The 23,480-nt window shown below is 67.6% G+C and carries 15 protein-coding genes and 3 tRNA genes; 7 read left to right on the top strand and 11 right to left on the bottom strand.

Annotated features, from left to right (window positions below):
- Positions 1 to 60 precede the first annotated feature (60 nt).
- From NX774_RS03880 to NX774_RS03890, 3 genes are read right to left on the bottom strand one after another with little or no spacing between them, the layout of a single operon-like run.
- Positions 61 to 1,431 carry an efflux transporter outer membrane subunit gene (locus NX774_RS03880; protein WP_258820841.1) on the bottom strand — a complete coding sequence of 457 codons (1,371 nt, stop codon included), beginning with the start codon at positions 1,429 to 1,431 and terminating at the stop codon, positions 61 to 63.
- Entirely contained in the window at positions 1,428 to 2,510 is a 1,083-nt protein-coding gene (locus NX774_RS03885; protein WP_258820842.1) for an HlyD family secretion protein, read from the bottom strand. The genes NX774_RS03880 and NX774_RS03885 overlap by 4 nt, the downstream gene beginning before the upstream one ends.
- 1 nt (position 2,511) lies before the next feature.
- Entirely contained in the window at positions 2,512 to 4,182 is a 1,671-nt protein-coding gene (locus NX774_RS03890) for an efflux MFS transporter permease (protein ID WP_258820843.1), read from the bottom strand.
- Positions 4,183 to 4,459: 277 nt separating this feature from the next.
- Here NX774_RS03890 and NX774_RS03895 point away from each other — a divergent pair, with 277 nt between their 5' ends.
- A complete protein-coding gene (locus tag NX774_RS03895; RefSeq protein WP_258820844.1) occupies positions 4,460 to 5,632 on the top strand; it encodes an alpha/beta hydrolase family protein in 1,173 nt (390 codons plus the stop codon).
- 202 nt (positions 5,633 to 5,834) lie between these two features.
- The gene (locus NX774_RS03900; RefSeq protein WP_258820845.1) at positions 5,835 to 7,028 is read left to right on the top strand and encodes an esterase/lipase family protein; all 1,194 of its coding nucleotides are present in this window, start codon (positions 5,835 to 5,837) and stop codon (positions 7,026 to 7,028) included.
- Here the strand turns inward: NX774_RS03900 and NX774_RS03905 are convergent.
- The 3 genes from NX774_RS03905 to NX774_RS03915 form a co-directional block, all read right to left on the bottom strand.
- Positions 7,012 to 7,938, bottom strand: a complete 927-nt coding sequence (locus NX774_RS03905) for a pyridoxal-phosphate dependent enzyme (protein WP_258820846.1) — start codon at positions 7,936 to 7,938, stop codon at positions 7,012 to 7,014. The genes NX774_RS03900 and NX774_RS03905 overlap by 17 nt on opposite strands.
- A 2-nt stretch (positions 7,939 to 7,940) precedes the next feature.
- Positions 7,941 to 9,803, bottom strand: a complete 1,863-nt coding sequence (locus NX774_RS03910) for a hybrid sensor histidine kinase/response regulator (protein WP_258820847.1) — start codon at positions 9,801 to 9,803, stop codon at positions 7,941 to 7,943.
- 129 nt (positions 9,804 to 9,932) lie between these two features.
- Positions 9,933 to 12,326 carry a PAS domain-containing hybrid sensor histidine kinase/response regulator gene (locus NX774_RS03915; protein ID WP_258820848.1) on the bottom strand — a complete coding sequence of 798 codons (2,394 nt, stop codon included), beginning with the start codon at positions 12,324 to 12,326 and terminating at the stop codon, positions 9,933 to 9,935.
- Between the two features lie 152 nt (positions 12,327 to 12,478).
- Between NX774_RS03915 and NX774_RS03920 the strand changes: the two genes are divergently transcribed.
- Together NX774_RS03920 and NX774_RS03925 are read left to right on the top strand one after the other, a co-directional pair.
- Complete coding sequence (locus tag NX774_RS03920) at positions 12,479 to 14,719, top strand: ATP-binding protein (RefSeq protein ID WP_258820849.1); 2,241 nt, start codon at positions 12,479 to 12,481, stop codon at positions 14,717 to 14,719.
- A 9-nt stretch (positions 14,720 to 14,728) separates the two neighbouring features.
- Positions 14,729 to 15,184 carry a response regulator gene (locus NX774_RS03925; protein ID WP_258820850.1) on the top strand — a complete coding sequence of 152 codons (456 nt, stop codon included), beginning with the start codon at positions 14,729 to 14,731 and terminating at the stop codon, positions 15,182 to 15,184.
- Here NX774_RS03925 and NX774_RS03930 read toward each other — a convergent pair.
- Positions 15,166 to 16,800, bottom strand: a complete 1,635-nt coding sequence (locus NX774_RS03930) for a response regulator (RefSeq protein ID WP_258820851.1) — start codon at positions 16,798 to 16,800, stop codon at positions 15,166 to 15,168. The two genes, NX774_RS03925 and NX774_RS03930, sit on opposite strands and share 19 nt — an antisense overlap.
- Positions 16,801 to 17,002: 202 nt before the next feature.
- On the opposite strand from NX774_RS03930, the gene NX774_RS03935 reads away from it, so the two are divergent.
- Positions 17,003 to 18,109, top strand: a complete 1,107-nt coding sequence (locus NX774_RS03935) for a PEP-CTERM sorting domain-containing protein (protein ID WP_258820852.1) — start codon at positions 17,003 to 17,005, stop codon at positions 18,107 to 18,109.
- Positions 18,110 to 18,167: 58 nt separating this feature from the next.
- On the opposite strand, the gene NX774_RS03940 is transcribed toward NX774_RS03935, so the two are convergent.
- Positions 18,168 to 18,243 (bottom strand) — tRNA-Asn (locus tag NX774_RS03940).
- A gap of 178 nt (positions 18,244 to 18,421) precedes the next feature.
- On the opposite strand from NX774_RS03940, the gene purT reads away from it, so the two are divergent.
- A complete protein-coding gene (gene purT / locus NX774_RS03945; RefSeq protein WP_258820853.1) occupies positions 18,422 to 19,636 on the top strand; it encodes a formate-dependent phosphoribosylglycinamide formyltransferase in 1,215 nt (404 codons plus the stop codon).
- 145 nt (positions 19,637 to 19,781) lie between these two features.
- Here purT and NX774_RS03950 read toward each other — a convergent pair.
- The 3 genes from NX774_RS03950 to NX774_RS03960 all read right to left on the bottom strand — a co-directional run bounded on the left by NX774_RS03950 (position 19,782) and on the right by NX774_RS03960 (position 21,248).
- A tRNA-Asn gene (locus NX774_RS03950) sits at positions 19,782 to 19,857 on the bottom strand.
- A 58-nt stretch (positions 19,858 to 19,915) separates the two neighbouring features.
- Positions 19,916 to 19,991 (bottom strand) — tRNA-Asn (locus NX774_RS03955).
- A 45-nt stretch (positions 19,992 to 20,036) separates the two neighbouring features.
- Entirely contained in the window at positions 20,037 to 21,248 is a 1,212-nt protein-coding gene (locus NX774_RS03960) for an amino acid aminotransferase (protein ID WP_258820854.1), read from the bottom strand.
- A 108-nt stretch (positions 21,249 to 21,356) separates the two neighbouring features.
- Between NX774_RS03960 and uvrB the strand changes: the two genes are divergently transcribed.
- A complete protein-coding gene (uvrB, locus tag NX774_RS03965; protein ID WP_258820855.1) occupies positions 21,357 to 23,456 on the top strand; it encodes an excinuclease ABC subunit UvrB in 2,100 nt (699 codons plus the stop codon).
- Positions 23,457 to 23,480 lie beyond the last annotated feature (24 nt).

A 23,480-nucleotide genomic window follows, 5' to 3' on the forward strand; every position in this document is an offset into this window, starting at 1 on the left:
CAAGTTGAACGGCAATCTGGCCATTTTAACCACATTGGACAGCGCCGTGCGCACGGCGGCTCAGCGCGCCGGAGCCCAGCCGCCGCCAAGCGCGCGGTACAGGTCCACGTGCGCGCCCAGCAGGCTTGCGCGCAGCTGCAGCACGGTTTGCTCGGCGGTGAACAGGTTGCGCTGCGCATCCAGCTCTTCCAGGTACGAGGCGTAGCCGTTCGCATAGCGGTTGTGCGCAATGCGCAGCGCCTCGGCCGCCGCCACCCGGCGCGCCTCCGCTTCGGTGATCTGCTCGCCCAGCCGGCGGATGCTGGCCAGCGCGTTGTCGGTTTCGGCAAAGGCGTTGCGCACGGTGGCTTCGTACGCGAACACGGCGCGGTCGCGCACCGATGCCGCGATGTCGGTCTGGGCGCGCAAGCGGCCGGCGTCGAACACGGGCGCCAGGATGCTGCCGCCGATCGACCACAGGGCTGTCGGGTTGCTCAGCAGTTCCGGCAGGTTCGAGCCCGCGGCCGACAGCGCCGCCGAGATGCGGATCGACGGCAGCAACTGGTCGCGCGCGACGGCAAGGCTGGCGTCGGCAGCGGCAACCGCGCTCTCCGCCGCGGCCACGTCGGGACGGCGCCGCACCAGCTGCGACGGCAGCCACGGCGCGATGGCCGGCGGGGCCAGCTCGGCCAGCGGCAGGCCGCGCGCGACCGGGCCGGGGTTCGCGCCTGCCAGGAGCGCCAGCGCGTTTTCCTGCAGCGCGATCGAACGCTCCAGCTGCGGCAACACGCCGGCGGTGGTGCGGTATTCCGCCTCGGCCTGTGCCAGCTCCAGCCGCGACGAATAGCCGACTTCGAACTGGCGCCGCGCCAGGTCGAGCGAGCGCCGGCGCGAGGCGAGCGTGGCACGGGCCAGCTCGAGTTGGGCATCGAGCCCACGCAGGTTCAGGTAGCCATTGGCGGTATTGGCCGCCACCGACAGCGCGGTTGCATCGGCCAGCGCCTGCTGCGATTGGTAATCCAGCCGCGCTGCGCGCGTGGTTGCCGCGGCCCGGCCGAACACGTCGATCTCGTAGCTGGCCTGCACGCCGGCCGTCACCGAGGTCACGACCGTGGCCGCTCCGGTCGAGCCGATGGCTTCCGCGCGCGACGGGCCGCCGCCGGCGGTCAGCGTGGGCCACTGGCCGCTTGCCGCCACCGTGATGCGCGCCAGGTACTCCTGCAGGCGCGCCTGCGCCGTGCGCACGTCGGCATTGCGCGCGAGCGCCTGCTGCACCAGGTTTGCCAGCGCGGGATCATGGAAGGCCTGCCACCAGTCGCGCTCCACCGCCGCGCCCGGGCCGACCGCGGTGCGCCAGTGCGCCGGCACCTGCAGCGTGGGCGCAGGCGCGGGGTGGCGCGGCAGGCTGCATCCGGCCAGCAGCGCCGCCAGCACGACCGCAGCAAGCTTCATTGCTGCCCCTTGGCGCCGGTGTCGATGCTGGCCACCACCGACATGCCGGGCCGCAGCCGCGCGGCCAGCTGCTGGCCCGGATCGACGCTGATGCGCACCGGGATGCGCTGGGCGATCTTGACGTAGTTTCCGGTCGCGTTATCCGGCGGGAGCACCGCGAATTCCGAGCCGGTGGCGGGCGAAATGCGCTCCACATGTCCGCGCAGCCTGGCGCTGTCCAGTGCATCGACCGTGAACGTGACCGGCTGGCCAAGGCGCACGTTGGCCATCTGGGTTTCCTTCATGTTGGCGATCACCCACAGCTGCGGCGGCACCAGCGCGGTCAGTTGGGTGCCGGCGTTGACGTAGGCGCCCAGCCGCACGCTGACCTGCCCCAGCTGGCCGTCGCGCGGGGCCACGATGCGGGTGTTCGACAGGTCGATCTCGGCCAGCCGTACGGCCGCCCGGGCGCCCGCGACGGCCGCCTCGAGCGAGGCGCGGTTCACGCCGACGGACGTGAAGTTCTGGCGCGCGATCCCGAGCGCGGCCCTGGCCTGCCGGGCCGCCGCCGACGCCTGAGCGGCGGCCGCGCGCGCCGCGTCGCGTTCGCGCACCGACAACGAACCGTCGGCCGCCAGCTCCTCCACCCGCGCCAGGTCGGCCCTGGCCTTGCGCTCCTGCGCCAGCGCCGAGGCCAGCGCAGCCTCGTTCTGGGCGATCGTCTCCTGCGCGCTGGCATGCGTCTGCGCGTAGTTGGCCAGCGCCGCCTGCTGCGTGGCCAGCTGCGCGCGCGCCTGCTCGAGGCGCTGGTGGTAGATGCGGTCGTCGATGCGCATCAGCAGTTCGCCCGCACGCACCTGCTGGAAGTCCTGCACCTTGACCTCGACCACGTAGCCCGACAGCTGGGGGCTGATCAGCGTGATCTGCCCGTGGACCATTGCGTTCTCGGTGCTCTCGACCGCGCTGTGAAACGGCGGCAGGTTCCACGCGTACAGCACGATCAGCACGCCCACCAGCGCGAGGCTGCCGAACATGAGCGCGTTAAGCAGCAGGCTGCGGGCCGGGTTGACCGGTGCGGGAGAGGTCAATGCGTCGGCCATGTCAGTCGGTCACCTGTTCGGGTTCTGGTTTGGCGCCCGGGGCGGCGGGGGCCGCGGCCGGCGCCGGTGGCGCGACATAGCTCAGCCACGCGCCGCGCCCGAACACCCACAGCGCGTGCAGCGAGGCGATGAGGGCAATGAGCAGGAACACATCGTCATAGGCCAGCACATTGGCCTCGCGCGTGGCGCTTGCGGCAAGCGAGGACAGGCCCAGGCGCGCGCGCGCGGCCGGGTCGGTGGTGGCGCGCGCAAACGCGGCGCTGCCGGCCTGCAGGCGCGCGATCACGTCCGGGTCCAGCGCCGACAGCTGCTCGACCAGCACGTTCGAGTGGTACTTCTCGCGCCAGACCTGGAAGGTGCCCAGCAGCGAGGTGCCGATCAGCCCGCCCAGGTTCTGCGTCAGGCTGAACAACACCGAGAAGCTGATCAGGTTGCCGGGGTTCGCGATCACCTGCCCGATCAGCGACACCACCAGCGGCCCCAGGAACAGCGCGCCGCCAAAGCCCAGCATGCCCTGGCTGATGTACATCTGTTCAGGCCGGGTCTGGCTGGTGGCATGCGAGTCGATGAACGCGCCCAGCGCCATGATCACCAGCGCGATCGCCTGCGGCGCCAGCAGGTGCTGCAGGCTGGTGGTGGTCGCGGCCACCACGATGCCGGCGATGGTGGACAGCAGCACCACGGTGAACAGGGTCGCCAGCTGGTCGTTGTTCAGGCCCACCTGCCGCATGAAGTTCACCGCGCCCACGCCCTGCTCGGCCAGCACCACGCGCACCAGCAGCATGCCCAGCGCCAGCCGCAGGATGCTGCCGTTGGTCAGCCAGCGAATATTGAGCAAGGGCGTGCGCCGCGTGTGCTCGACGAAGAAGGCAGCCAGGATCAGCACCAGCGAGCCGGCCAGCGCCAGCCCGACCCAGGGCGCGTCGGTCCACCACAGCACGCGGCCGAAGGTCAGCCCGGCGCACAGCAGCGCCACGCCCGGCGCAAACAGCGCAAAGGTCACGAAGTCGAGCGGGCGGAACGCCTTGTAGTGGTCGCCCGGCGGCAGCGGCAGCGCCAGCACGCAGGCCAGCGCCAGCAACGTGAGCCCGAGCTCGAACACATACAGGCCATGCCACTCGCCGAACTGCAGCAGCTCGCTCGAAAAGATGTAAGCCAGCGGCAGTGGCAGTTGCGCGATGCCCAGCGAGACCACGGTACCGCGGAAGCGGACCGGCTTGGGGAAGGCCTGCAGCGTGTAGTACAGCCCAAGCGTGGAGAGCGCCGCGCCCACCATGCCGTGCGCGGCGCGCACCGCGATCGCCGAGCCCAGCTCGCCCACGAACAGGTGCGCGAACGTCACCAGCGCGTACAGCACCAGGAACAGTTCGGTGAACGCGCGCAGCCCGAACTGCTGGCGGAATTTCACCAGCAGCAGGTTCATCGAGGCGTTGGTCATCACGAACGCGGCTGGCAGCCAGTTGGTCTCGGTGGCGTAGGCGCCCAGCGTGCCCTGCAGGTTGACCAGGTTGGCGGTGACCAGCGCGTTGCCCAGCCCGCCCGTGAGCGTGAGGAGCGCGCCGACCAGGAAATAGGCCACACGCACCAGCGGCGGATGCGCGGGCGTGGACGGCGAGCCCGGCAGCATCGGGCGCTCGTCCGGATGCCAGTCGCGCGGCGCAAACCTGCTCATCGGCCCTCCCCGGCCTGTCGTCTTGCCCTTCTGTCCACTTGGCGCGTCCCCAGTCCCAGCCAGCCGTAGCAAATTTGGCACCACGCGAAAATTTACTTCCGGAACTGATCTATTGGATATTGCTCCGCTTTTTCTAGGTGCCTAGAATCAAGTTCATGCCGCTCGGCAATTTGTTACAAATCGCCCCCCGACACCTAGAGTTTCCATGATCCGAGTCCGTCCTTCTGTTCGCAAGATTACATCCGCCCTCGTCGCCGCAATCGCCCTGCTGCCGGGCTTGGCAATTGAACAAGAGCTCCAGCTCGACTACCGCCTGAACGAGCACATCGTGCTGATCCCGGCCGGGCCCGATCACCAGGCCATGATGGAGACCACGGTATTCACGCCGAACGGCCCGGGACCGTTCCCGCTGCTCATCATTAACCACGGCAAGGATCCGGGCCGCCCGGACCAGCAGCCGCGCGACCGCTTCTATCATATGGCGCACGCCTTCGTGGCGCGCGGCTATGCCGTGATCGTGCCGATGCGCCAGGGCTTTGCCAGCTCGACCGGCCGCTACCGCGACCACGGCTGCGACATGACCGCCAACGGCTACAGCCAGGCCAGCGACATCCTCGACGCGCTCAACTACGCACGCGAGCAGACTTGGGTGGACCCGCAGCGCATCGTGATCGCCGGCCAGTCCTACGGCGGGCTGGCCACGATCGCGCTGGGCACCCAGCAGCTGCCGGGCGTGCGCGGCCTGCTCAACTTTGCCGGCGGCCTGCGCGACGAGGAATGCGCGTGGCAGCGCGAGCTGGTGAGCGCCTACGCCAACTACGGCGCCAACGCCAAGATCCCCAGCCTGTGGATGTACGGCGCCAACGATTCGCTGTTCGGGCCGGAGCTGGCCACGCGCATGCACGACGCCTACCTGCTGGCCGGCGGCCAGGGCAAGCTGGTCGAGTACGGCACCTTCAAGCGCGACGCGCACGGCATGCTCGCCAGCCGCGACGGCGAAAAGGTGTGGCTCTCCGAGGCCGAGGAATTCCTCAAGCAGGTCGGCATGCCGACCAAGGTGTTGTACAACGTGCCCGAGCCGCCGCAGCCGCCCAAAACCGACTACGCGAAGGTGGACGACGTGGACGCCGTGCCCTTCCTGACCGACAACGGCCGCCGCGCCTACCGCGACTACCTGACCAAGCTGACCCCGCGCGCGTTCGCGGTCTCGCCCACCGGCGCCTGGACCTGGGCCGAAGAAGGCGAGGACCCGGAAGGCCGCGCGCTGGCCACCTGCTCGGCCAAAAGCAGCAAGCCCTGCCACCTGTATTCGATCGACGACTACGTGGTGTGGAACGAGGGCAAGCTCGACCAGGCCGACAAGGCCGCGATGACGGCATCCTTGACGCCGGCGGTGGACCGCGACGCCAAGGGCGCCGTGGGCGGTACGGTCGGCAAGTCGGCAAATTAAGTTCGAACGTCGCGTAGGGTGGGCTCTCGAGCCCACGCGTTCCCACCCGCCGCTTCTCACGGCGTGGGCTCAAGAGCCCACCCTACATTTCCGACACACAACAAGCGACTGCTCGTGCCCGCTTTTCAGATGTAGAACAAACCACGGCCCCGGCTGACCCCGGACAATGTCGGAGGTTTGAACACATCCGCTGGAGAGCCCCATGTCGCGATTCGCCCAAGGTGTCGCACGCGCGCTGCTGGCCGCGGCCGCGCTGTCGCCGTGGCTGCCCGCCGCGGCTGCCAACAACGATCCCGTGATCCTGGTGCACGGCTTTCTCGGATTCGGCCCCGGGCAGTTCCGCGAATCCGGCTTCAAGTACTGGGGCGGCTACGGCGACATCGCCGCCCACATGCAGGTGTACAAGGGCCCGCACGCGGTGTTCGCGGCCGGCGTGGGCGCGATCAGCTCCAACTGGGACCGCGCGGCCGAGCTGTACGCACAGATCAAGGGCGGCTGCGTCGATTACGGCCAGCAGCACGTGGTCAAGTACGATCCGCCGGGCCAGCCGCAAAAGCCCGCCGGCAAATGCTGGGCCGCCGATGCCGCGCACAACCCCGAACACTACCCGCTCGCGTTCTACCCGCAATGGGACGCCAGCCACCCCATCCACCTGATCGGCCACAGCCAGGGCGGCACCACGATCCGCGCACTGGTCGAGCTGCTCGAACATGGCGCGCCCGGCGAGGGCGACGGCGAGCTGTTCAAGGGCGGCAAGACCGGATGGGTAAAAAGCGTGACCACGATCTCGGCGCCGCACAACGGCACCACGCTGCGCGACGCGATCCTCGACTTCCTGCCCAACCTGCACACGCCGCTGCGCGACATGTTCGACAACGACATGGCGCACTGGGAGCTGGCGCCGGACGGCGCGCGCGACTTCAACCTGTGGGCGCGCACCTCGCCCAACGTGTACTACTTCTCGGTCGGCACGCTGGCCACCGAGGCCGGCAGCTGGTGCTGCAACGGCACCGACCGCGCGCTGGCGCCGATCCAGAACGTGCGCTACCAGTACCCGCGCGAGGACATGATCCCCTACTTCAAGCCGTACGCGGGCGAGTGGATCGTGCCATCGGCCATGCAACACGGCATGGGCGGCTACACGCAAAACGCGCCGGGGCGCGTGCGCATCGACGAGACCTGGTTCCCCAACGACGGCGTGGTCAACACGGCCAGCATGCGCGCGCCCGCCGGCCATCCGGTGCGCGACTACGACGGCAACGCGCTCAAGGGCAGCTGGAATTTCCTCGGCAATTACCGCGGCTACGACCACTTCGACATCCTCAACTGGCCCAACCCGGGCCCGTCGGCCGACCCGGTCTATGACCGGATTGCGGACATCATCTTTGCGCTGTAGCGGCTCCCCAGGCCTGCAGCTGGGGCACGGTCGCGGTCACGCCGCCGCACACGATCACCAGCACGTTCGAAAAGCCAGCCAGCAGCTCGCCGGCGCGGTAGGCCAGCGCCAGCGACACCCCGCACGCCGGCTCGACCACGATGCGGTGGTCGTCCATGAAGCGCAAGGCCGCCTGCACGGCGTCGGCGTCGGGCAGCACCACGGGATGCACCCGATGCGTGCCACGCAGCGCCAGCGCCGCCTCGGACACGCGGCGCGCACCCAGCGAGGTGGCAATGCTGGTAATGGCCGGCAGCTCGATGCGCGCGCCGGCGGCGACCGACTGCGCATACGAATCGGCGCCCTCGGTCTCGACCGCGAACACCGGCACCTCGGCAAGGCCGTTGCGGCGCAGGCCGGCGACCGCGCCGCACAGCAGCCCGCCGCCGCCCACCGACAGGATCACCGCGTCCGGGCGCACGCCGGCGCGCACGGTCTCGTCGATCATGCTCGCGTGCCCTTCCCACAGCAGCGGATCGTCGAACGGGTGGATGAAGGCGTCGTGTTCGCCCAGCAGTGACAGCGCGTGCGCGTTCGCCTCCTGGAACGAGGCGCCGTGCACGCGGATCTCGGCGCCTTCGCGCGCGATCAGCTCGCGGGCGCGGCTGCTTGCCGTTTCGGGCACCACCACCAGCACCGGCACGCCGAGCCGGCGCCCGCAATACGCAGCGGCGATCCCGGCATTGCCGCCCGACGAAGAGATGAAGCGGCGCGCGCCGCGCCGCGCGTAGGTGACACAGGCGTGCCCGATGCCGCGCAGCTTGAACGAGCCGGATGGCTGCAGCGCGTCCATCTTCAGCCAGATCGCCTGGCCGGCGCGCGCGCCCATTGCGGTGGAGGCCAGCAGTGGCGTGTCGATGTGCAGGTTCATGGTCAGCTCGCGATGCGCAGCGCACGCGCCAGGTCGGCCAGGCGGTAAGGCTTGTTAACGAAGGTGAACTTGTTCAGGTTGTCGTGCTTCTCGCGCAGCTTGGACAGCGGGTAGCCGGAGGCGATGACGATCCGGGTGTCCGGGTACAGGGCGCGTACGCGGTTGGCCAGCTCGATCCCGTCCATCTCGGGCATGACGATGTCGGTGAACAGCACGTCCACCGGGCGCGCCGCCATCACGCCCAGCGCTTCGCTGGCGCGCGGCGCGGTCAGCACGTTGTAGCCCATGTTCAGGAACAGCGAGGTGGCCATGTCCATCAGGTCGGCCTCATCCTCGACGATCAGGACGGTCTCGGTGTGGTCCTGGTCGGTATGCTCGGCGCCCTCCACCGCGGGCAGGTAGATCGAGATCGCGGTGCCTGTTCCCAGCGCGCTCTCGATCACCACCTCGCCGCCGGACTGCTTGACGAAGCCGTACACCTGCGACAGGCCAAGGCCGGTGCCCTTGCCCACCTCCTTGGTGGTGTAGAACGGCTCGAACGCGCGGCGGATGGTCTCGGGCGACATGCCGGTGCCGCTGTCGCGCACCGTCACGCGCGCGTACTGGCCCGCGGGCAGGCCCGGCACGTCCTTCTCGCCCAGCCTGGCCTGCGAGGTCTCGATCCTCAGCTCGCCGCCGCCGGGCATGGCGTCGCGCGCGTTCACCACCAGGTTCAGCAGGGCCGACTCGAAGCGCGCGCGGTCGATCATCACGCTGCCCAGTTGCGGCTCGAGCACGATGTCGAACCGGATCGCGGCGTTGGCCGCGCGGCGCAGCACCGACTCGAAGCCGGTGATGAGCCGGTTGATGTTGTGCGTTTCCGGCTGCAGCGGCTGCTGGCGCGCGAACGCGAGCAGCTGCTGGGTGAGCGCGGCGCCGCGGTCCACCGCACGCCGCATGCTGTCCAGGGTCTTGGCCTGCCCCGCGCCGCCGCCTTGCAGGCTGAGCACCTCCAGCCCGCTGGCCAGCACCGACAGCAGGTTGTTGAAGTCGTGCGCGATGCCGCCGGTGAGCTGGCCGATCGACTCCATCTTCTGCGATTGGAACAGTGCCGCGTTGGCCTTGGCCAGGGCGTCGGCGGCGGCCTTCTTCTCGGTCAGGTCGCGCGTGATCTTGGCAAAGCCGAGCAGCGCGCCATGCTCGTCGCGGATGGCGTCGAGCACCACATGGGCCCAGAAGCGGCTGCCGTCCTTGCGCACGCGCCAGCCTTCGCGCTCGAAGCGCCCGGCCTGGCGCGCGGCCTGGAGTGCCAGCTCGGGCTGGCCCGCCTTGCGGTCGTCCTCGGTATAGAAGCGCGAAAAATGGCTGCCGACGATCTCTTCCTCGGAATAGCCCTTGATGCGCTGCGCGCCCACGTTCCAGTTGGTGACGATGCCCTCGGGCGAGAGCATGAAGATGGCGTAGTCGCTCACGCCCTGCACCAGCAGCCGGAAGCGTTGCTCGCTCTCGCGCAGCGCGTCCTCGGCATGCTTGCGCTCGGTGACGTCGCGCGTGACCTTGGCGTAGCCCAGCAGCTTGCCGTCCTCGTTGTAGATCGGGTCGACCACCACGTGGGCCCAGAAGCGCGTGCCGTCCTTGCGCACGCGCCAGCCTTCCGATTCGTATTTACCCTCTGCCAGCGCGATCCCCAGCGCCCTGACCGGCAGCCCGCTGGCCTGGTCCTCGGGAGTGTAAAAGCGCGAGAAATGCTGGCCGATGATCTCGTGCTCGGTGTAGCCCTTGAAGCGCTGCGCGCCCGCGTTCCAGCTCGTGATGTACCCGTTCGGGTCGATCATGTAGATCGCATAATCGTTGATGCCGGCGATGAGGTATTGGAATCGCTGCATCTCGTTTAACGGCAACGGTGCGGGCTCGCTGTGTGTCATTGGCGCGTGGGGCATTCCAGTCGTCGGGTCAAAATGTATCCTATGATACACCGTGGTTTTGCAAATCGCCGTCCCCGTTGAACAGCGGCCTCAGCCTTTTGTAACGGAACGCAGCAGCCCGAACAGCTCGGCCAGGTCCACCGGCTTGACCAGGTGATGGTCGAAGCCGGCCTGCAGCGCCAGCGCGCGGTCGGCCGGCTGGCCGTAGCCGGTGACAGCGACCAACCGGCTGGCCGCCAGCGCCGGCAGCGCGCGCAGGCGCCGCGCCAGCTCGTAGCCGTCCATGCCGGGCAGGCCGATGTCGAGCAGGCACACGTCGGGCACGTCGGTGGCAACGCGGCGCAGCGCCGCCGCCGAACTGTTTTCCACCGCGACCTCGTGCCCTTCGGTCTCCAGCAGCATGGCGAGCATGCGCGCCGCATCCGGATTGTCGTCCACCACCAGCACCCGCAGCCCAGGCGCGGCGGCCGGCGCGGCAGGTGCGGGCATCGCGGCCTGCATGCCGCCGTCCAGCAGCGGCAGCACCACGGTGAAGGTGCTTCCCTTGCCCGGCCCGTCGCTGGCCGCGCGCACCTGCCCGCCATGCTGCTCGACCAGGCTGCGCACCACCGCCAGCCCCACGCCCAGCCCGCCCTGCGCGCGGTCGGCGCTGCGCTCGCCCTGCGTGAACAGGTCGAACACATGCGGCAGCAGCTCCGGCCCGATGCCGATGCCGTCGTCGGCCACGCGCAGCACCACCGCGCCGTCGGACAGCGCCATCTCCAGCTGCAGGTGGCCGCCCTCGGGCGTGTATTTGCACGCGTTGCCCAGCAAGTTGGACAGGACCTGCACGATGCGTTTGTGGTCGCCCAAAATGCGCGCCGGCGCGTCCGGCAGCCGCACCGCCAGCGCCTGGCCGCGCCGCTCGGCCGCCGGGCGCGCCTGTTCGAGCGCATCGGCCGCCACCCCATGCATGTCCACCGGCGCGCGCTCCATCGCCACCAGGCCGCGGGTGACGCGCGAGACGTCGATCAGGTCGTCCAGCAGGCCCGCCACGTGGCGTACTTGGCGCGTGATGATGTCGGCCGCCTGCGCTTGCCTTGCCGGGTCGGGCGGGCCGTGGCGCAGCAGCTGGGCCGCCGCCGCGATCGGCGCCAGCGGGTTGCGCAGCTCGTGCGCCAGCATCGCCAGGAATTCGTCCTTGCGGCGGTGCGCGTCGCGCAGGTCTTCCTCGGCGCGCACCCGCTCGGTGACGTCGATCGCCACCCCGCGCACCGATTCCTGATTGCCATCGGCGCCGCAGCGCACCTTGCCGCGCACGTCGAGCCAGAGCAGGCGCCCGGTGTCCGGACGCACGTAGCGCACCGTCTCGGCGTAGCTGCCGCGCGCGGCCAGCGCGCGCGCATGGGCCGCCTGCAGGCGCTCGCGGTCTTCGAGCGGCAGGTGTTCATGCATCTCGGCCATGGTGCCGCCGCGCGCGCCCAGCACGTGCTCGGCGTTGTCGGAGAAGATGACCTCGCGCGTCGCCACGTTCCAGTCCCACACCACCATGCGCGCGGCCAGCATGCCGTCGGCCAGCCGTTCCTCGCTCTCGCGCTTGGCCAGCTGGGCCGCGTGCGCTTCGGTGACGTCGTGCCCCTGCACGAAAATGCCATTGACCTTGCCGTCCTGGCCGAACAGCGGCTGGTACAGCAGGTCCACATAGGCTTCGACCAGCGCCCCGTCCGGTTCGCGCTGCAGGTGCGCCTTCATGCCGCGCCCGACGAATGTCTTGCCGCTCTCGTACACGCTGTCCAGCAACTGCGGAAAGCGCTGCCCGCGCACTTCTGGCAGCGCCTCGGACAAGGGCCTGCCGATGATCGGGCGGTGGCCCACCAGCTGGTAGTAGGCCTCGTTGACGATTTCGAACACATGCTCGGGACCGTTCAGCACCGCGATGAAGCCCGGCGCCTGGTTGAACAGGTTGCGCAGGTAGCTGCGCTCGCCGATGACGGCGCGCTGCATGGCCGCATGGCGGCGCGCCTGCTCCACCGCGTCGCCGGTCGCGTCGAGCGCGTCGCCGGCGGCCGGCAGCGCCGTGCGCCGGCGCCGGTCGTAGCGGTAGAACTCGGTCACGTCCAGCGCGTTCTGCGAAATGTAGGCAAGCCGGCCCGCGTCGTCGAACACCGGCGTGTGCACGGTGCTCCAGTAGCGCTCCTTGAAACCCGTGTCGTGGCCGTCACGCTGCGGGATGGAATAGCGCACGAACACCGCGCCGTCCGGCTTGCCGGTCGCGATCACCCGTTCGAGCGAGGCGCGCACCTCGGCCACGTTGGTCGATTCCGGGTCATCCGGATTGGGCGGAAAGGCGTCGAAGATCGGCAAGCCGACGATGTCGCCCTCATGCGCCCCCGTCACCTGCAGATAGGCCGGATTCGCGGCCACGATTCGCAAGCCCGGATCGAGCAGCAAATGCGGATAGGGGGACGCGCGAAACAGCGCGGCATAGTCGGGCGAACATGTCATTTTGTAATTGTCCCACAACTGATGCGTGATTTCCGTGCAAATGTTGCGAATTGCCACACTTTTCTCGCGGCCTGCAGAGTGAAGCCAGGTGTTTTCTCAAGCTTTGCATGTAAAATGTGTGACTTGTTTCATCCGCAGCAACACGTCCCCTCATGACCCAGGCTTCCCCTCCCGTTCTCGACCTGTCCGCCTGTGACAAGGAACCGATCCGCACCCCGGGCAGTATCCAGCCGCACGGCTTCTTGCTGACGCTGTCGCACGCGCTGGAGGTGCTGCAGGCCAGCGCCAGCCTGGGAGAGTGGGCCGGGGTGGCGGCCGAGGCGGCGGTCGGCCAGCCGCTGGCGCAGGTGATCGGCGAGCAAGCCCATGCGCGCCTGGCGCCGGCCCTGTCCGCCCCCCTGTCCGCGCGGCCGTTCTACCTCGGCACCACGACGCTGGCCAACGGCCGCCACTTCGACGTGCTGGCCCACGAGTGGGACGGCGTGGTCATCGCCGAGTTCGAGCCGGCCGGGCGCGCCGAGCCGGCCGACTTTCGCCAGCTGTACCCGCTGATCGGCGACTTCCTGCTCAAGGTGAACGAAGCCGCCAGCGTGCAGTCGCTGGCCCAGCTGGCCACCCACCACATCCGCGAGGTGACCGGCTTTGGCCGCGTGATGGTGTACCAGTTCGACGGCGACGGCCACGGCCACGTGATGGCCGAATCGCGCGACCTGTCGTACCAGTCGTACCTGGGCCAGCGCTTTCCCGAGTCCGACATCCCGGCCCAGGCGCGCGACCTGTACACGCTCTCGCGCATCCGCCTGATCCAGGACGCCAACTACACGCCTTCGCCGCTGGTGCCGGCCGTGAACCCGGCCACCGGCAACATGAACGACCTGTCGTTCGCGGCGCTGCGCAGCGTCTCGCCGGTGCACCTGCAGTACATGCGCAACATGGGCACGCTGGCGTCGATGTCGGTGTCGCTGGTGGTGCGCGGCAAGCTGTGGGGCCTGATCTCGTGCCACAACGCCGAGCCGCGCGCAGTGCCGTTCGAAAAGCGCACCGCCTGCGAGCAGCTGGGCCAGATCCTGGCGCTGTGCATCGAGACGCGCGAGGACGCGAGCGAACTGCAGTTCCGGCTCGAAGTGCGCCGCATCATGGTGTCGATGCTGGGCGGCCTGACCAAAGGCGCCGACTTCGTCGACAACATGAGCAGCGTGTTCCCCGAACTGCTGCGCTTTGCACGCGCCGGCGGGGTGGCGATCGTCGCCGACGACCGCGTGCTGACCTACGGCGCGGCGCCCTCGCATGCGCAGATCCAGGACCTGGTGGCGTGGCTGGGCATGCGCGGCCAGGTCGAGGTGTTCCACACCGACCGCCTGCCCTCGATCTACCCGCCGGCGCGCGAGATGATGGCCGTGGCCAGTGGCCTGCTGGCGATGCCGATCTCGCGCATCCACAAGCACTACCTGCTGTGGTTCCGCCCCGAGGTCATCCACACCGTCGAATGGGCCGGCGACCCGCGCCACAAGGCGGCCGGCCCCGGGGACCCGGTGCAGCTGTCGCCGCGCACCAGCTTCGCGTCGTGGCAGGAGACCATCCGCGGCACCAGCCTGCCTTGGCACAGCGGCGAGATCGAGCTGACCATCGAGTTTCGCACCGCCCTGCTGGGCATTGCGCTCGAGCGCGCCGAGCAGATGGCCGAGCTGGCCGAGGAGCTTGGCCGCGCCAACAAGGAACTGGAAGCGTTCTCGTACTCGGTGTCGCACGACCTGCGCGCGCCGCTGCGCCACATCGTCGGCTTTTCCGACCTGCTGCTCGAATCGGCCGGCAGCGAGGACGCCGGCAAGCGCGAGCGCTTCCTTCGCAACATCAAGGAGTCCGCGCGCCTGGCGGGCAAGCTGGTGGACGACCTGCTCAGCTTCTCGCAGATGGGCCGCGCGGCGCTGCGCCCAGCCACGATCGACATGACCGACATGGTGGACGCCTGCATCGACAAGCTGGGCCTGGAGGCGCAGGGCCGCAACATCGCGTGGGAGATCGGCCCGCTGCCCGCCATCTGCGCGGACCCGACCTTTTTGCACCTGGCGATGTTCAACCTGCTGTCGAACGCGGTCAAGTTCACCGCCGGGCGCGACCCGGCCGTGATCCGCATCTACGCCGAGCAGACCGACCAGGAGAGCATTTTCCACGTGGCCGACAACGGCGCGGGCTTCAACATGGAATACGTGCACAAGCTGTTCGGCGTGTTCCAGCGCCTGCACCGCATGGAAGACTTCCAGGGCACGGGCATTGGCCTTGCCAACGTGCGCCGCATCGTCGAGCGCCACCACGGCCGGGTGTGGGCAAACTCGGTGCAGGGCGAAGGCGCGACCTTCTCGTTCGCCATTCCACGAAAACCAGACATTCAGTAAAAGACACCTATGCTCAAACCCATCCTGCTGGTCGAGGACAATCCGCACGACCTGGAGCTGACGCTCATCGCGCTATCCAAGAGCCAGCTTGCCAACGAAGTGGTGATCGCGCGCGACGGCGCCGAAGCGCTCGACTACCTGATGCGCCGCGGCGAGTACGCCGGCCGCCCGGTGGGCAATCCCGCCGTGGTGCTGCTGGACCTGAAGCTGCCCAAGGTGGACGGGCTGGAGGTGCTCAAGGAGATCCGCAGCAGCGCCACCCTCAAGAGCCAGCCGGTGGTGATGCTCACCTCGTCCAAGGAAGAACAGGACCTGCTGCGCAGCTACGAGCTGGGCGTGAACGCCTACGTGGTCAAGCCGGTGGATTTCAACGAGTTCGTGCGCGCGATCGCCGACCTGGGCATCTTCTGGGCCGTGCTGAACGAACCGCCGCCCGGCTCGCGCCGTTACGTCAAGCCCAAGTGAGCGGGCACGGCCTGCTGCTTGTTGGCGCGCCGCAGCAAGTGGCGAATGCGCGCGCTCAGCGCGTCCGGGTGATAGGGCTTTTGCAGCAGGTTGACCGAGGCGTCCAGCTTGCCCTCGTGTGACAGCACGCCTTCCGCGTAGCCCGAGGTGTACAGGAACTGCGCGTGCGGCAGGCGCTGGCGCACGATTGCGGCCAGCTCCAGCGCGCTCACCGGCCCGGGCATGATCACGTCCGAAAACACCAGGTCGATGTGGCGCCCGCTTTGCACGATGTCGACCGCGGCGCCGGCGTCGTGCGCTTCGAGCACGTAGTAGCCGAGCGCCGACAGCAGCGCGCAGGTCGAGGAGCGCACGTCCTCTTCGTCCTCCACCACCAGGATCGTCTCCAGCCCGCCCAGCAGCGGCGCACTGGCCGGCGCCTCGGCCTGCGCCGGTTCGGCGTCGCTGCGCGGCAGGTAGATGCGCACCCTGGTGCCGCGCCCCGGTTCGCTCTCCAGCACGATCTCGCCGCCGGACTGCTTGACGAAACCATAGGCCATCGACAGGCCCAGGCCCGTGCCCTGCCCGGTCGGCTTGGTGGTGAAGAACGGTTCGAACGCGCGCTCGAGCACCTCGGGCGGCATGCCCTTGCCGCTGTCGGCCACTTCGATCATCACGTACTCGCCGGGATCCACGCCGGCGGGCCGCGCGCTGCCGGCACCGACATTGGCCGCGCGGATCGTGAGCGTGCCCTCGCCCGCCATCGCGTCGCGCGCGTTGATGGCCAGGTTCAGCAGCACGTTGTTGAGCTGGTTGGGGTCGGCCGTGGTGCTCCACAGGCCGGGCGCGATCTCGGTGGCGACGCGCGCGCGCGGGCCCAGCACGCGGCGCATCATCTCGTCCATCTCGCGCAGCAGGTGGCCCGGGTTGAGCACCACCGCCTGCAGCGGCTGGCGCCGCGCGAACGCAAGCAGGTGCGAGGACAGCTTGGCGCCGCGCTCGACCCCGGCCAGCGCCATGTCCACCCGCGCGCGCCCGGCCTCGTTGATGCCGCCCATCAGCTTGAGCAGCTGCAGGTTGCCGCCGATGATCTGCAGGACGTTGTTGAAGTCGTGCGCCACGCCGCCGGTGAGCTGGCCGATCGCCTCCATCTTCTGCGCCTGGTGCAGCGCCCACTGGCTGGCCTCGAGCTGCTCCTGGCTGTGGCGCAGCGATACGAAGGCGGCGTCGCGCTGGCGCCGCGCCACGCAGGCGCCGCTGTGGTAGCGCACGCGCGCCACCAGCTCACGCGGGTCGGGCCACTTGACCAGGTAATCGTTGGCGCCGGCCGCGAACGCGCGCGCCTTGATGTCCGGATCGTCCTCGGAAGACAGCAGGATCACCGGAATGTGCTCGGTCGTGGGATCCAGGCGCAGGCGGCGCGTGACCGCGAAGCCGTCGATGTCCGGCATGCGCAGGTCCACCAGCACCACGGTGGCGTCGACTTCCCGGGCCAGCTCGACCGCGCGCTCGGGGTTGGTGTCAAAGCGCAGCGTGTGCTGGAGACAGTTTTCCAGCCCGTGGGCAATGATGTCTTGTGCGAACGGCTCGTCGTCGATCAGCAGGACCGAGCAGTGGCTGGCATCGTCTTCAATCATGTGCGACTGGCAAATCCGGACAACATAAATTGTTGCAAAATGTAAAGCGAAGATTTTACAACAACTTTTGTCGATTGCATCTGTCTGGCAGGCCAATCGTGCGCGGGGGTGACGCCCATGCAGCACTGCTGAGTTTTCGCAGAGTCCGGCTGAACACGCCATGCAAACTGGGTTGGATCACGCATCGCACAAGGAGCCCGCCATGATCCCGAGAAAACCTTTTTTGGCAGCAGCGCTCGCCCTGCTTGCGGCCGCCCCGCTGGCCGCATTCGCCGACCCGCAGTACACCGTCACCTTCGTGCCGCCCGGGTTCGAGCCCGGGCCGTTCGACCCCATGAACAACGCCGGCCGCGTCGTTGGCACCTACCAGAACCGCGCCGCCATCTGGGACGGCAGCGGCCTCCTCACGCTCAACGTGCCGCCCGGCACCGGCAGTGGCATCAACGACCACCTGGACGTGACGGGCCGTGTCTTCAGCACCAACACCGCCTACGCCCTCATCGGCGGCAACTACGTCGACATCCACGCCACGCTGCCGTCGCTGTACTACACCTCCGAGGGCTACTCGATCAACAACCGCGGCTCGGTGGCCGGCATCGCCGATCCGTTCGTCGACGAGGCGGTGCGCGGCTTCCTCTACCGTAATGGCCATTCGGAACTCGTTCCCACGCTGGGCGGCGACTTCAGCTTTGCCCTGAACGTCAACAACCACGACGCGGTGGTGGGCTACGCCAGCAACGGGCAAGGGTCGGTCAACGATCCGTTCTACCACGCCATCATCTACCAGGACGGTACAGTGCAGGACCTGGGAACGCTCGGCACCGGCGAGCGCAGTTTGGGTTACGACATCAACGATTGCGGCCAGGCGGTCGGCTGGTCCAGCATCGGCCCCGACGACAGCGCGATCCACCCGTTCCTCTTCCAGGACGGCAAAATGATCGACCTGGGCACGCTGGGCAGCGGCTACGGCCAGGCGCACGCGATCAACAACCTAGGGCTGATCGTGGGCGAGTCCGGGGCGACCGTCGAAAGTCCGCTCACGGCCTTCCTGTACATCGACCACAAGATGATCGACCTGAACGCCATCACCACGCTGCCGGCCGGCTGGCACCTGGCCACGGCGAGCGACATCAACGACCAGGGCCAGATCCTTGCCATCGCCTGCAACGGGCCAAATTCCGAGGACTGCACCTCGGTCCGGCTCGACCTGGTGTCGGCCGTTCCCGAGCCGTCGGCGGCGGCGCTGCTGGCGGCCGGGCTCGCTCTGGTGGCCTGCCGCCGCCGTCGCGTGCGGCGAGCGCGCGCCTGAGCTGGTCGCCGCGGCGCAAACGAAAAAAGGCCGCGTTCGCACGCGGCCTTTTGCATTCTGGCTCCCCGACCTGGACTCGAACCAGGGACCTGCGGATTAACAGTCCGTCGCTCTACCGACTGAGCTATCAGGGAAAGGAGGCCGCATTATAGCGGCGTAATTTTGTTTTTGCCAGCCCCGCACGCGTTTTTCGCGGTCGGCCGCTTGTGGCCGGACCAGTTTCCGGCCCGCCTGTCCAACCAGCGCCAGCCCGTCCTCATCACAGCTGGGGTGCTATAGTTTCAATATTCCGCAACTTCAGCTGTATTCAACATGAGCACCCCACGCATCCTCGGCACTCCCCTCTCCCCGTCCGCAACCAAGATCATGCTGCTCGGCTCCGGCGAGCTTGGCAAAGAAGTCATCATCGCCTTCCAGCGCCTCGGCGTCGAAGTCATCGCGGTGGACCGCTATGCCAACGCACCGGGCCACCAGGTCGCGCACCGCGCCCACGTAATCGACATGACCAACGGCGACCAGCTCGCCGCGCTGATCGAGCAGGAGCAGCCGGACCTGGTGATCCCCGAGATCGAAGCCATCGCAACGGCCAAGCTGGCCGAACTGGAAGGCGCCGGCAAGATTACCTGCATCCCCACGGCGCGCGCCGCGATGCTGACCATGAACCGCGAAGGCATTCGCCGCCTGGCGGCCGAAGAGCTGGGCCTGGCCACGTCCCCCTACCGCTTCGCCAGCAGCCTGGAAGAGCTGACGCAGGCTTGCGCCGAGATCGGTTTTCCGTGCGTGGTCAAGCCGGTGATGTCCTCGTCCGGCAAGGGCCAGTCCAAGCTCGACAGCGCCGCCGACATCAAGCAGGCCTGGGATTACGCCGCATCCGGCAGCCGTGTCGATGCGGGCCGCGTGATCGTCGAAGGCTTCATCGACTTCGATTATGAAATCACCCTGCTGACGGTGCGCGCGATTGGCGCAGACGGCCAGGTCGAAACGCGTTTCTGCGAGCCGATCGGCCACCTGCAGGAACGCGGCGACTACATCGAGTCGTGGCAACCGCACCCGATGAACACGGTGGCGCTGGAGCGTTCGCGCGAGATCGCGGGCAAGGTCACGGGCAACCTGGGTGGCCTGGGCGTGTTCGGCGTGGAGCTCTTCGTCAAGGGCGACATGGTGTGGTTCTCGGAAGTGAGCCCGCGTCCGCATGACACCGGCATGGTGACGATGGCCAGCCAGGTGCAGAGCGAGTTCGAGCTGCATGCCAAGGCGGTGCTTGGGCTGCCGGTTAACACCACGCTGCGCTGCCCGGGCGCGTCCGCCGTGATCTACGGCCGCCTGGACGAACAGGGCATCGCGTTCGAAGGCGTTGCCGACGCGCTGCGCGTGCCGGGCGCGGACATTCGCCTGTTCGGCAAGCCTGAATCCTTCGCGCGCCGCCGCATGGGCGTGGCGCTGGCCACGGCAGAGAACGCGGAAACCGCGCGCGAGCGCGCACGGGAGGCTGCCAGCAAGGTCAAGCCGGTCAGCGGCAAGGCCTGACAGCGCCTGTAGGGTGGGCTCTCGAGCCCACGCGGCGATACGCGGCGCGCGAAACAGCGTGGGCTCAAGAGCCCACCCTACGGGACGCATTTTTAGCGGCGCAAACGAAAAAAGGAGTTTCGATCGCTCGAAACTCCTTTTTGTCTGGCTCCCCGACCTGGACTCGAACCAGGGACCTGCGGATTAACAGTCCGTCGCTCTACCGACTGAGCTATCAGGGAATAAACTCTTGCAACTACATTAAGAAACCCACGAACAACCGTGGCTTTCCAGAAATTCTGGCTCCCCGACCTGGACTCGAACCAGGGACCTGCGGATTAACAGTCCGTCGCTCTACCGACTGAGCTATCAGGGATCAATACGTCCTCCGGCATGTCGCCATACCGGAAGAGCCAAGAGTTTAGAGCACTTTAGCGATTGCGTCAACGACCCGGTCGATATTCTTCGAGTTCAACGCGGCCACGCAGATGCGGCCGGTGTCCACGGCGTAGATCGACTCGGCGCGCAGCTTGGCCACCTGTTCCTTGGTCAGGCCCGAGTACGAGAACATGCCGACTTGCTTGCGCACGAAATCAAAGTCGTGGCCGGGCGCCTTGGCCTTGAGCTTTTCGACCAGCGCATCGCGCATCTGCTTGATGCGAACGCGCATGTGGGCCAGTTCGTCTTCCCACAGCTGGCGCAGCTCCGGGGTGGACAGCACGGTTGCCACCACCTTGCCGCCATGGACCGGCGGGTTGGAGTAGTTGGTGCGCACCACGCGCTTCAGTTGCGACAGCAGGCGTGCCGCCTCTTCCGCGCTCGATGCCACCACCGACAGCGCGCCCACGCGCTCGCCGTACAGCGAGAACGATTTGGAGAACGAGTTCGACACCAGCAGCGGCCCGCCGGCTTGCACAAAGCGGCCGACGACGGCGCCATCTTCGGCGATGCCCGAGCCGAAGCCCTGGTAGGCCATGTCGAGGAACGGAATCAGGCCGCCGGCCTTGACCGCCTCGATCACGGCGCCCCACTGCTCTTGCGTGAGGTCCGCGCCGGTCGGATTATGGCAGCAGGCGTGCAGCACAACGATCGAGCCTTGCGGCATCGACTTGAGCGAGGCGAGCATGCCTTCGAAATTGACACCGTGGGTGGCCGGGTCGTAGTAGGCGTAGTGGTTGACCACGAAGCCGGCGCTTTCGAACAGCGCGCGGTGGTTTTCCCAGCTCGGGTCGCTGATGTACACCTGCGAATCCGGGGCAAAACGCTTGAGGAAGTCGGCGCCGATCTTCAGGCCGCCGGTGCCGCCGAGCGCTTGCACGGTCACGGCACGCTTCTCTTGAATTACCGGGCTGTTGGCCCCAAATACGAGCTCCTGAACAGCCTTGTCGTACTGCGCCAGGCCTTCGATCGGCAGATAGGTGCGCGGTGCTTGCTGTTCCATCAATTTGGATTCCGCTTTCTGCACGCATTCGAGCAGCGGCACCTTGCCGTTGTCGTCGTAATACACACCCACACCGAGGTTAATCTTGGCGGGGTTGGTGTCTGCGTTGAACGCTTCAGTAATACCCAGGATAGGGTCGCGGGGTGCCATGTCGATGGCGCCGAAAAGGCTGGCAGGGGCGGTGGAATTCATCGTGTTAAACTTGGTCGTTGGCTGGGGTTTGCAGCGGTTGTATAGACAGCAGCTCCTGCATGTTGCAGTGCCGCAGTCGGACTACCATTCTAGCAAAGGTCTGAAAGCATGGCAGGCAAGGCAGATTTATCCGTTGCAAACGCACCGGCACCGAACGTCATCACATTCCCGAATTCGCCCTTCAAACTGCACCAGCCGTTTCCGCCTGCAGGCGACCAGCCGACCGCCATCGCGGGCCTGGTGGAAGGCATCGACGACGGCCTGATGTACCAGACGCTGCTCGGCGTGACCGGTTCGGGCAAGACCTACACGATGGCCAACGTGATCGCGCGTTGCGGCCGCCCCGCGATCGTGTTCGCGCCCAACAAAACGCTGGCGGCGCAGCTGTATGCGGAGTTCCGCGAGTTCTTCCCCGAGAACGCGGTCGAGTACTTCGTCAGCTACTACGACTACTACCAGCCGGAAGCCTACGTGCCGCAGCGCGACCTGTTCATCGAAAAGGACTCGTCGATCAACGAGCACATCGAGCAGATGCGCCTGTCGTGCACCAAGTCGCTGATGGAGCGGCGCGATGTGGTGATCGTGGCTACCGTGTCCGCGATCTACGGTATCGGTAACCCGAACGAATACCACAAGATGATCCTGACGCTGCGCGCCAAGGACAAGGTGGCGCAGCGCGACGTGATCGCGCGCCTGATCCAGATGCAGTACACGCGCAACGAGATGGACTTCGGCCGCGGCACCTTCCGCGTGCGCGGCGACACCATAGACATCTTCCCGGCGGAGCATGCGGAGCTGGCAATCCGGGTCGAGATGTTCGACGACGAGATCGAATCGCTTCAGCTGTTCGACCCGCTCACCGGCCGCGTGAAGCAGAAGATCCCGCGCTTTACCGTGTACCCCGGCTCGCACTACGTCACGCCGCGCTCCACCGTGCTGCGCGCCGTGGACTCGATCAAGGCCGAGCTGCGCGACCGCCTCGAATTCTTCCACAAGGAAGGCAAGCTGCTGGAAGCGCAGCGGCTGGAACAGCGCACGCGCTTCGACCTGGAAATGCTGGCCGAAGTGGGCTTCACCAAGGGCATCGAGAACTACTCGCGGCACCTGTCCGGCTCGATGCCGGGCGAGCCGCCGCCGACGCTGGTGGACTACCTGCCGAAGGACGCGCTGATGTTCATGGACGAGTCGCACGTGCTGGTCGGCCAGCTCAACGCGATGTACAACGGCGACCGCTCGCGCAAGGTGAACCTGGTCGATTACGGCTTCCGCCTGCCGTCCGCGCTCGACAACCGCCCGCTCAAGTTCCAAGAATTCGAAAGCAAGATGCGGCAGACGGTGTTCGTGTCTGCCACGCCCGCCGACTACGAAAAAGAACACGCCGACAACGTGGTCGAGCAGGTGGTGCGCCCGACCGGCCTGGTGGACCCGAAGATCATCGTGCGCCCTGCCCTGTCGCAGGTCGACGACCTGATGAGCGAGATCAGCGACCGCATCGCCAAGGACGAGCGCGTGCTGGTGACCACGCTGACCAAGCGCATGGCCGAGCAGCTGACCGAGTACCTGTCCGACCACGGCATCAAGGTGCGCTACCTGCACAGCGATATCGACACCGTGGAGCGGGTGGAGATCCTGCGCGACCTGCGGCTTGGCACCTTCCACGTCCTGGTCGGCATCAACCTGCTGCGCGAGGGCCTGGACCTGCCGGAGGTGTCGCTGGTGGCGGTGCTGGACGCGGACAAGGAAGGCTTCCTGCGTTCCGAACGTTCGCTGATCCAGACCGTGGGCCGAGCGGCGCGTAACCTGAACGGCGTGGCAATCCTCTACGCGGACACGATCACCGATTCGATGAAGCGCGCGATCGACGAGACCGAGCGCCGCCGCGCCAAGCAGATCGCCTTCAACGAAGAGCATGGCATCACGCCGAAAGGTGTGCAGAAGAAGATCAAGGAGATGATCGACGGCGTCTACAGCGCCGCTGCCGCCAAACAGCGACTTGCGCAAGGAGACGAGGAGACCGCCAAGGTCGAGGCGATGAGCGAGAAGCAGGTCAGCAAGGAGATCAAGCGGCTCGAAAAGCTCATGGTCGAACACGCGAAGAACCTCGAGTTCGAAAAGGCGGCGCAGGTGCGGGACCAGCTGCATATGCTCAAGCAGCAGGCGTTTGGCGCGCCGGGGGCGGACAACGTCGTCTCCATGCTCGGAAAATGACCGTAGGGTGGGCAGGTCTCCTGC

This window comes from Massilia agilis (genome assembly GCF_024756255.1).
GTDB classification, from domain to species: Bacteria; Pseudomonadota; Gammaproteobacteria; order Burkholderiales; family Burkholderiaceae_D; genus Telluria; species Telluria agilis.